The sequence below is a fragment of the Anaeromyxobacter sp. SG66 genome, assembly GCF_022690805.1.
GTDB lineage: Bacteria > Myxococcota > Myxococcia > Myxococcales > Anaeromyxobacteraceae > Anaeromyxobacter > Anaeromyxobacter soli.
On record NZ_JALCZC010000137.1, the window covers coordinates 1 to 9,647 of the forward strand.

Annotated in this window: 9 protein-coding genes; all 9 read left to right on the plus strand. The window is 73.8% G+C overall.

Annotated elements, in window-relative coordinates; translation table 11 throughout:
• Positions 1–1,017 (plus strand): dihydrolipoamide acetyltransferase family protein (locus tag MNZ39_RS21685; protein ID WP_242341184.1); only part of this gene is annotated, 1,017 nt, incomplete at its 5' end.
• A gap of 7 nt (positions 1,018–1,024) precedes the next feature.
• Positions 1,025–1,813 carry a TatD family hydrolase gene (locus MNZ39_RS21690; protein WP_242341191.1) on the plus strand — a complete coding sequence of 263 codons (789 nt, stop codon included), beginning with the start codon at positions 1,025–1,027 and terminating at the stop codon, positions 1,811–1,813.
• A gap of 12 nt (positions 1,814–1,825) precedes the next feature.
• Positions 1,826–2,740, plus strand: a complete 915-nt coding sequence (locus MNZ39_RS21695; RefSeq protein WP_242341185.1) for a ThiF family adenylyltransferase — start codon at positions 1,826–1,828, stop codon at positions 2,738–2,740.
• Between the two features lie 130 nt (positions 2,741–2,870).
• Positions 2,871–4,316: a dihydrolipoyl dehydrogenase gene (gene lpdA, locus MNZ39_RS21700; RefSeq protein WP_242341186.1), complete on the plus strand. Its 1,446-nt coding sequence runs from the start codon at positions 2,871–2,873 to the stop codon at positions 4,314–4,316.
• 14 nt (positions 4,317–4,330) lie between these two features.
• Positions 4,331–5,431, plus strand: coding sequence for a lipoyl(octanoyl) transferase LipB (gene lipB / locus MNZ39_RS21705; protein WP_242341192.1), 1,101 nt, complete (start codon positions 4,331–4,333; stop codon positions 5,429–5,431).
• A 94-nt stretch (positions 5,432–5,525) separates the two neighbouring features.
• Positions 5,526–6,059 (plus strand): SUKH-4 family immunity protein, encoded by a 534-nt coding sequence (locus MNZ39_RS21710; protein ID WP_242341187.1) that lies wholly within the window; start codon positions 5,526–5,528, stop codon positions 6,057–6,059.
• Between the two features lie 312 nt (positions 6,060–6,371).
• Positions 6,372–7,763 (plus strand): aspartate kinase, encoded by a 1,392-nt coding sequence (locus MNZ39_RS21715; protein WP_242341188.1) that lies wholly within the window; start codon positions 6,372–6,374, stop codon positions 7,761–7,763.
• 167 nt (positions 7,764–7,930) lie between these two features.
• The gene (locus tag MNZ39_RS21720) at positions 7,931–8,938 is read left to right on the plus strand and encodes a hypothetical protein (protein ID WP_242341189.1); all 1,008 of its coding nucleotides are present in this window, start codon (positions 7,931–7,933) and stop codon (positions 8,936–8,938) included.
• Positions 8,939–8,947: 9 nt separating this feature from the next.
• Complete coding sequence (locus MNZ39_RS21725) at positions 8,948–9,532, plus strand: RNA polymerase sigma factor (RefSeq protein WP_242341190.1); 585 nt, start codon at positions 8,948–8,950, stop codon at positions 9,530–9,532.
• The last annotated feature ends 115 nt before the right edge of the window (positions 9,533–9,647 follow it).

Sequence of the window (9,647 nt, forward strand, 5' to 3'; positions counted from 1 at the left end):
CCCCCGGCCCGGGCCGCGACGCAGGCCGTTCCGCTCGCCGCCGCGCCGGGGGCGGCTCCGGCCCTGTCCCAGCGCCCCGCGGGCCAGAAGGCGCTGGCGACGCCGGCGGCGCGGGCGCTCGCGCGCGCGCTCGAGATCGACATCAACGCGGTGGCCGGCTCCGGGCCGGGCGGGCGCGTCACGAAGGAGGACCTCGCCGAGTTCCGGAACGCCACGAACGGGCATGGCCGCCCGGAGCGCGGGACCGCGCCCTCGGCCGAGGTCATGCCCGCGCGGCCGGCGGCGCCCATCCCGCTGCGCCCCGAGGGCGGCGGCGCCGAGGAGCGCGTGCCGCTCCGCGGGGTCCGCAAGCGGATCGCCGAGAACATGGCCCGCTCCAAGCGGACCGCCGCGCACTTCACCTTCGTCGAGCAGTGCGACGTGACGGAGCTCGCGCGGGTGAAGGACCGGATCGCCGCCGCCGCGAAGGAGGAGGGCGTCAAGGTGACGTTCCTCCCGTTCATCGTGAAGGCGGTCGTCGCCGCGCTGAGGAAGTTCCCGAAGCTCAACGCCACGATGGACGACGAGCGCGGCGAGCTCGTGCTGCACCGCCGCCACGACATCGGCATCGCCTCCGCGACGGACGCGGGGCTCGTCGTGCCGGTGGTGCGCGGCGCGGACCGGCGCTCGCTCGTCGAGCTCGCGCGGGAGATCGAGCGGCTCGCGCAGGACGCAAAGGCCGGGCGGGCGCGGCCGGAGGACATGGGCCGCTCGACCTTCACCATCACGAGCCTCGGCGCGCTGGGCGGGATGTTCGCGACGCCGGTCCTCAACTACCCGGAGGTGGGCATCCTCGGCGTGCACCGCATCCGACCCACCCCCGTGGTGCGGGACGGGCAGGTCGTGGTCCGGGACGTGATGCACGTGTCCATCACGAGCGACCACCGCGTCATCGACGGCCACGAGGCGGCGGCCTTCTGCTACGAGATCATCCGGACGCTCGAGGATCCGAACCTGCTCTTCATGCACATGGCGTAGGCCCGCGCTGATCGACACCCACTGTCACCTCGACAAGCTCGAGTTCGCGCCCGATCGCGACCGGGTCCTCGGGCGCGCCCGGGCGGCGGGCGTCTCGGAGGTCGTCGTCCCGGCGATCGGGCCCGACGGCTGGGCGGGCCTCGCCGGCTGGGCGCGCGCCACCCCGGGCGTGCACTTCGGGCTCGGCCTCCACCCGCAGCTCCTCCCCGAGCTCGACCCGCGGGACGACGCGCGGCACCTGGCGGCGCTCGAGGCCGCGCTCGCCGAGGGCGGCGCGGTGGCGGTGGGGGAGTGCGGCCTCGACGGGCCGAGCGTCGCCGCCGGCGCCCCGCTCGAGCGACAGGTGCGGGTGCTCCGCGCGCACCTCGCCCTCGCCCGGCGGCACCGGCTCCCGGTCGTGCTCCACTGCCTGAAGCTCCACGAGCCGCTCATCGCGCTCCTCGAGGAGGCGCCGCTCCCCGCAGGCGGCGTGCTCCACAGCTTCTCGGGCAGCGCCGACCAGGTGAAGGGCTACCTGCGCTTCGGCCTCCACTTCTCGTTCGCCGGCCCGGTGACCTACGAGCGCGCGCGGCGCCCCATCGCCGCCGTCCAGGCGGTCCCGCCGGACCGGCTGCTTCTCGAGACCGACGCGCCGGACCAGACGCCGCGCCCGCACCGGGGCCGGAACGAGCCCGCGTTCCTCCCCGAGATCGCCTCGGCCGTGGCGCGCGCCACCGGGCGCTCGGTCGAGGAGGTGGACGCGCTCACCACCGCGAACGCGCGGGCGCTCTTCCGGCTCGGGCCCCAGGGGCGGTAGAAGAGCGCGCGCATGGACACGCGTCGGCATCTTGCCGGGGGGGCGCAGACGGCGCGCCCCGCCGATCCCCCGGTCGCTCCGGCTCCCGCCTCGCCGCGCCACGACCGCACCGCGCGCCTCCTCGGCGCGGACGCCATGGAGCGGCTCGCCCAGGCGCACGTGGTCGTGCTCGGCATTGGCGGGGTGGGGAGCTTCGCGGCGGAGGCGCTCGTGCGCGCCGGGGTCGGGCGGGTCACGCTCGTGGACGGCGAGCGCGTGGACGAGACGAACGCGAACCGCCAGCTCCACGCGCTCGAGGGCGCGTTCGGCGCGCTGAAGGTCGAGGAGATGGCGGCCCGCCTCGCGCGGGTGAGCCCGGCCGTGCGGGTGGACGCGATCGCCGAGTTCTACTCGGAGGCGAGCGCGGAGCGCATCGTCCCGGCGGGCGTGTCGTTCGTCGTGGACGCGATGGACACCGTGGTCGCGAAGCTCCACGTCATCCAGCGCTGCCTCGCGCTCGGCGTCCCCATCGTCACCTCCCTCGGCGCCGCGCGGCGGCTCGATCCCACCGCCATCCAGGTGACCGACCTCTGCGAGTCGCACACCGATCAGCTCGGCAAGGACGTCCGCAAGTACCTGCGCCGGCGGCACGGGATCTCCGCGGCCGAGCCCACCGGCGTCCTCGCCGTCTGGTCGGTCGAGACGCCGCGCGAGACGCTCGCGCTCCCGGGCGACGACGGCGGTGTCCCCGGCGCGCGCCCGCGCGGGTCGGAGGAGCGCCGCCGCGGCCCGAAGGTGTACGGCAGCGCGGCGTTCGTCACTGGCGCGTTCGGCCTCGCCGCCGCGGCCGCCGTCGTGCAGCGGCTCTCCGGCGTCGCGCCCGAGACGCACCGGATCCTCTCGGAGAAGGAGGAGGCGCGGCGGCGCAAGCGGCAGCGCGCCCGCTGAGCGGGCAGGCCATCCCTCTCGGGGGAGCCGCTTTCGTGTTGACCGTCGGCGGCCCGCCGATAGAGTCCCCGCGCGCGCGAGGTCGCGCGGTTACATCTTCACCCAAGGACTCCACCCAGGAGATCGCTCCATGGCCACCAAGACCTTCGACGCCGTCGTGATCGGCGCCGGCGTGGGCGGATACCCCGCCGCCATCCGGCTCGCGCAGCTCGGGAAGAAGGTGGCGCTCGTCGAGAAGGAGACGCTCGGCGGCGTGTGCCTGAACTGGGGCTGCATCCCGTCGAAGGCGCTCATCGCCGCGGCGAACCTCGTGGACGAGATCAAGCACGCGGCCGAGCGCGGCATCGTGGCCGGCGAGCCGAAGGTGGACGTCGCGAAGCTGCGCGAGTTCAAGAACGGCGTGGTCAAGAAGCTCACGAGCGGCGTCGGCCTGCTCGAGAAGGGCAACGGCGTCGAGGTGGTGAAGGGGACGGCGACCTTCGTCTCGCCCACGGCCATCGACGTCGAGCAGAACGGCGAGCGGACGCGCGTCGAGGCGCAGGCCTTCATCGTGGCGACGGGAGGCCGCCCGGTCGAGATCCCGGGCTTCAAGTTCGACGGCAAGGACGTGTGGAGCGCGAAGGAGGCCGTCGATCTCCCGGAGGTCCCGAAGCGTCTCGTCTGCATCGGCGGCGGCATCATCGGGATGGAGCTCGGCACCGTCTACGCGAAGCTGGGCTCGCAGGTCACGTTCCTCGAGGCGCTGCCGAACATCCTCACCGGCATCGACCCGGAGGCCGTGCGGTTCGTGCAGAAGAACCTGCGCCAGCGCGGCGTCACCGTGCACGTGAACGCGAAGGCGAAGGGGTTCGAGCGCAAGGGCGCCGCGCTCGCGGTCAAGGTCGAGGTGGAGGGGAAGGAGACCACGATCGAGTGCGACAAGATCCTCGTCGCCGTCGGGTTCCGGCCGAGCCCCGAGGGGCTGGGGCTCGACAAGATCGGCGTGAAGGTCGGGCCGAAGGGGATCGAGGTCGACGCGCAGTACAGGACGAGCGTGCCTTCGGTCTTCGCGATCGGCGACGTGACGGGTGGGCCGTTCCTCGCGCACAAGGCGTCGAAGGAGGGCGAGATCGCGGCGGAGGTGATCGCCGGGATGAAGTCGGCGCGCGACTGGGTCGCGATGCCGGGCGGCATCTTCACGGATCCGGAGATCGGCACCGTCGGGCTCTCCGAGGAGGAGGCTCGCGCGCAGGGGTACGACCCCATCACCGGGAAGTTCTCGTTCGGCGCGCTCGGCCGCGCGATCGCGATCGACCACACGGACGGGTTCGTGAAGGTGGTCGCCGACCGCGCCTCGAAGCTCCTCCTGGGCGTGACGGCGGTCGGGCCGGAGGCGGCGGATCTCATCGCCGAGGCCACGCTGGCGCTCGAGATGGGCGCGTACCTCGAGGACGTCGCGCTCACCATCCACGCGCACCCGACCCTCCCCGAGGCGTTCATGGAGGCGTGCAAGACCGCGCTCGGCGAGCCCATCCACATGTTGAAGCCGCCCGAGCGCAAGAAGAAGGGCGAGGCCGCCGAGCCCGCGCGGGCGTGACGGGCGCCGCGAACGTGCGCACGCTCCTCGTCCACAGGCTCGGCCGCGTCGAGTACGAAGACGGCCTCGCGCTCATGCGCCTCGCGGGCGAGGCGGTGCGGGCTGCGACGCCGCCCGGGGTCGATCACCTCTTCCTGCTCGAGCACCCGCCGGTCGTGACGCTCGGGCGCGGCGCGGACCGGGCGAACATCGTCGCCGCCCCGGCCTGGCTCGAGAAGCAGGGCTTCGAGCTGCACGACACCGACCGCGGGGGCGACGTCACCTACCACGGGCCCGGCCAGATCGTCGGCTACCCCGTCGTCGACCTCGCCGACCGCCCCGACGTGCGCCGCTACGTCGCCGCGCTCGAGGAGGCGATGATCCGCACCTGCGCGGACTACGGGGTCGAGGCGGGCCGGCACGAGGAGCACCGGGGCGCCTGGGTCGGCCGCAAGAAGATCGGCGCGGTCGGCGTCCACCTGTCGCGCTGGGTGACCTCGCACGGCTTCGCGTTCAACGTCCGCACCGACCTCACCCACTTCCAGGTGATCGTGCCGTGCGGCATCGCCGATCCGCGCCTCGGGGTCACGAGCCTCGAGGCCGAGCTGCGCGAGCGGGGCAGGGCGGCGCCGGAGCTGCCGGAGGTGGAGGAGCGGCTCGCCGCCCACGCGGCGGAGGCCCTGGGGCGCGCGCGCGAGGACGCGTCCCCGGACCTGCGCACGGTCTCGGTGGTGCCGGTCGGCGCCGACGGGCGCGTGCTGCTCCTGCGCCGCAGCGAGGCGCGCGGCGGCTTCTGGCAGCCGGTGACCGGGCGCATCGAGGTGGGCGAGAGCGAGGCGGAGGCGGCGCGGCGCGAGCTGCGAGAGGAGACCGGCGCGGACGTGCCGGTCGAGCCGCTCGGCTACCGGCACGCGTTCGGCGTCGATCCCGTCCTGGCACGGCTCCCCGGCGGCGCGCTGCGGCTCGCGGAGGAGACCGCCTTCGCCGCCCGGCTCCCGGCCGGCTTCGAGGTCCGCATCTCCGACGAGCACGCCGAGCACGTCTGGCTCACGCCGGCGGAGGCCCTCGAGCGGCTCCGCCTGGCGGGGCTGCGCAAGGCGGTGCGGCTCGCGACGGGCTCGCCCGCCTCGCGCTGAGGCCGGCTTCCCCGGCCAGGCGCCCGGACCCGGGAGACGTGTGGTCCGAGGTGGTCCGGGCGGCGGCTCGGCGCTGTCCCGCGTCCATGGCATGATGCGCGCCGTGGTCGTCACCGAGCGCCATCGCCTCCGCGAGAAGCTTCCGGACCTCGGCAACGCCGCGCGCACGCTCGCGCTGCGCGGCGTGCCGCGCGAGGTCCGCATCCCCGGGTGGACCGGGCCGACGTTCTTCTCCTCCGAGCTCGCCGACGGGAGGCTCCGCACGCTCGAGCAGTTCGCGAGCGGCGGCGCGGAGACGGCGGGCGTGACGGGCTGGGTGATCGGCTCCATGCGCGACCCGATGTCCTGGGGCGACGAGCCGCCCGCCGCGGTCTTCGTCCTCGAGCGGGTGAGCGGCCGCGTGCTGCTCGTCGACCTGGAGCAGGGGCAGCGGCCCGCGTTCGTGAGCTCGAGCGCGGGCCTGTTCCTCGACGCGATCGACGTGTTCCTGCAGTGGTGGGGCGCCGAGGAGCCGGTCGCGCAGCGGCTCAAGCGGATCCGCACGGATCTCGCCCGCATCGACCCCCCGGCGATGGCCTCGCCGGCGAACCACTGGCCGCAGTGGCTCGATGATCTGAACGAGAGCTGAACGGGGGCTGCGCCCCCGCCCCGCCGACGGCTGACCGCCGTCGTCGGGGACCCCACCCCGGCTCGCCGGGTCCCGTGCGCCCCCGCGAGCGGCTTCGCCGCTTCCGCGGCGTCGCCCCGGCGGGCTCGCTTCGCTCGCCTGTTCGCGAAGCATGATCGGCCGTTCAGCCGTGGCGGGACCGCTCGCGGCGGGCTCCCGGACCCCGCCGGTCGCCCGCTCGCGCCCCAGGGGGGTCGCGATCCCGGCCACAGTTGGTATCATCCCGGCTTTCGCCCGGAACTCCACACCATCCAGCCCCGCGGGATCCGTTCGATGATCAGCGTCGAGAAGATCGGTGGCACCTCGATGTCGGCGTTCGAGGACGTCCTCCGCAACATCATGCTGCGCGACCCGAAGCGCGTGCACGGCCGCGTCTACGTCGTGTCCGCCTACGCCGGCGTGACGAACCAGCTCCTCGAGCACAAGAAGACCGGCGAGCCCGGCGTCTACGCGCGGTTCGCGAACGGCGCGGACTACGCGAGCGCGCTCGAGGGGCTCACCGCCAAGCTCAAGGAGATCAACGCGGGCCTCGCCCCGATCGGTCTCGATCTCGCCCGCGCCGACGGCTTCATCGAGCGGCGGATGCGCGAGCTGCGCGCCTACCTCGACTCGATGCGCCACGTCCTCGCGAGCGGGTACCTGCGGCGCGACAACGTGCTGCTCGCCGCGCGCGAGATGCTCGCCGCCATCGGCGAGGCGCACAGCGCCTTCAACAGCGTCGAGATCCTGAAGGCGAAGGGCGTCGCGGCCTCCCTCATGGACCTCACCGGCTTCGACGACGACGAGCCGTTCACCATCGACGAGCGCATCCACGCCTCGTTCAAGGGCGTCGACCTCGCGAACCAGGTGGTGGTCGTCACCGGCTACACGAAGGGCGTCGAGGGGATCATGCGGGAGTTCGACCGCGGCTACTCCGAGGTCACCTTCAGCAAGGTCGCCGTCGAGATCAAGGCGAACGAGGCGGTCATCCACAAGGAGTTCCACCTCTCCTCGGCGGATCCCCAGCTCGTGGGGGCGGAGAACGCGGTGGTGGTCGGGATGACGAACTACGACGTCGCCGATCAGCTCGCCGACGTGGGCATGGAGGCGATCCACCCGAAGGCGGCGAAGCCCATGGAGCTCGCCGGCATCGCCATCCGGCTCAAGAACACCTTCGAGCCCGACCACCCGGGCACGCTCATCACGAAGCAGTACACCGGCAAGCAGGCGCGCATCGAGATCATCGCCGGCTCGCCGAAGGTGACCGCGGTCGAGATCCACGATCCCTCGATGGTCGGGACGGTCGGCTTCGACTACGGGGTGATGGAGCTGTTCCGCAAGCACGGCGTCTCGTACATCCTCAAGGCGACCAACGCGAACTCGATCACGCACGTCGTCTGGGAGAAGTCGGTGAGCGCGGGCTTCGTCGAGGAGCTCGAGAACGCCTACGAGGTCGTGACCGCCGTGCCCTCCGCGATCGTCTGCGTGATCGGCACGAACATCGCGTTCCCCGGGGTCCTCGCCCGCGCCACCGCGGCGCTCGCCGAGAACGGCATCAACGTGAACGCCGTCTCCCAGTCGCTGCGCCAGACGAGCATCCAGTTCGTCATCAACCGCGACGACTACAAGCGCGCGGTGGTGGCGCTCAACTCGGCGCTCTGCCTCAACCCTCCCGTCGCGGCGTGAGGCTCGCGAGGGCGGCGTCCCGCGACCGCGGGGCGCCGCCGCCCGCGCACCCCCTCCCACCTTCCTGACGACCCGGCGCGGGTGGCACTTTCCATTCCGCGCGGGGGAGCGTGTCTCTCTCCGTAGACCGCGCCGGAATGATCCGGCCGACCACCGAGGTCTCCGAGATGAGAAAGACGATCGCCGCGCTGTCCCTCGCCGTGCTCGCGTCAGCGTGCGGGAAGCAGGACATCACCCCTGACGAGGCGCGGAGCGCCGTCCCCGAGTCGAGCGCCATCCGCATCGACACCCCGAAGGACAGCGCGGACGCTTCCTCCCCGTCCTCCCCGGCCGCGCTCACCGCGACCGCCGAGGCGACCTTCGACGCCCGCTTCCCCGCCCTGACGACCTCGGACTACGCGCGCTGGTCCTACGTCACCGCCTGGACCGTGAACGGCGGCGCGTGGTGGACGCTCGCGACGCTCCGCCTCGTCACGCTCCTCCCGCCGACCGCCTGCAGCGGCGACACGTGCACCTGGGGCCCCTGGGACGAGGAGAGCAAGGTCGGGCTCAAGGTGAAGCGCTGGCAGCTCGTCGTCACGAAGGTCGAGGAGGGCAAGTTCACCTACGAGCTCTCGGCCATGAACCTCCTCGTGCCCGGCCCGTTCCTCTCCATCGTGAGCGGCGTCGCCGAGCCCGCCGGCCCCGGCCGCGGCAAGGGGCAGCTCACCGTCTCCTTCGACAACGCGCGCCAGCTCCCGGAGTCCGAGCAGCGCTACGGGACGCTGACGATCCAGTACGACACCACCGCCGAGGCCCGCGTCGACGCGCAGCTCGCCGGCGGGCGCGACGAGCAGAACGGGAACCCGCTCGACGCCGCGTACGCGTTCGTCGCGACGGGCGCCGGCGGGGACCTCCAGGTGGCGTTCCGCGGCCAGGACCCGGCGGCGAACCCGGTGAACCTCTCGCTCCACGCGCGCTGGGACGGGACCGGCGCGGGCCGCGGCGACGCGCGGGTCTTCGCCGAGGACGTGAACGGGAGCTGGACGTTCGACTACGGCGCGAGCGAGTGCTGGGCGGGCAAGGCGGGCGCCTTCGCGCTCACCTACGACACCGATCCGGCCTTCGGCGACGTGTCGGCCTGCGCGAGCGCCTTCCAGGGCGAGCCGCAGTACTCGACGCTCGGCCTCCCCTGAGCGGGGCGGATGGCGCGGCTCGAGGTCATCGCGGGAGGGAGGGCCGGCCCCGCCGGCCCGCTCCCCGCGGCCACGCCGGCGGCGGGGCTCGTCGAGGAGCTCTACCGCCGGCACGCCGCGGGCGTGCTCGCGCGCTGCCGCTACCTGCTGCGCGACGAGGAGGGGGCGCGCGACGCGGCGCAGGAGGTCTTCGTCCGCGCGCTGCGCGCGCTCCCCGAGCTGCGCGCCGCCGCCTCGCCGAGCGCCTATCTCCTCACCGCCGCGACGCACCACTGTCTCAACGTCCTGCGCGCCTCGCGGGCGGCGTGGCGGGACGAGCTTACGCGGCTCGCCCGGGAGCGGGTGAGCGAGGGCATCGCGCCGGACTCCCGCGAGCTCGTGCGCGCGCTCCTCGGCGCGGCGCCGGTGGAGGCGCAGGAGGTCGCCGTGCTCTACTTCGTCGACGAGCTGACGCAGGCCGAGATCGCGGCGGCGACCGGCCGCAGCCTCCCGACCGTCCGCAAGCGGCTGCGCGAGTTCCTGGGCGCCGCGCGCGGCGCGCTCCGCGAGGCGTTCCCCGACCTGACCCTGCCGGATCCGGAGGAGCTGCCATGAAGACCGAGCTGGGCGGCCCCGGCGTCGCGTGCTCGATCTCCCGGATCCGCCGGCTCGAGGCGGGCGAGCTGACGGGCGACGAGCGCTCCCGCACCGAGGGGCACCTCGCCGGCTG

Coding starts and splice junctions, on each gene's coding strand:
- MNZ39_RS21715 (WP_242341188.1), top strand. CDS start 6,372: ATGATCAGCGTCGAGAAGATCGGTGGCACCTCGATGTCGGCGTTCGAG.
- MNZ39_RS21710 (WP_242341187.1), top strand. CDS start 5,526: ATGCGCGCCGTGGTCGTCACCGAGCGCCATCGCCTCCGCGAGAAGCTT.
- MNZ39_RS21725 (WP_242341190.1), top strand. CDS start 8,948: ATGGCGCGGCTCGAGGTCATCGCGGGAGGGAGGGCCGGCCCCGCCGGC.
- MNZ39_RS21695 (WP_242341185.1), top strand. CDS start 1,826: ATGGACACGCGTCGGCATCTTGCCGGGGGGGCGCAGACGGCGCGCCCC.
- lpdA (WP_242341186.1), top strand. CDS start 2,871: ATGGCCACCAAGACCTTCGACGCCGTCGTGATCGGCGCCGGCGTGGGC.
- MNZ39_RS21720 (WP_242341189.1), top strand. CDS start 7,931: ATGAGAAAGACGATCGCCGCGCTGTCCCTCGCCGTGCTCGCGTCAGCG.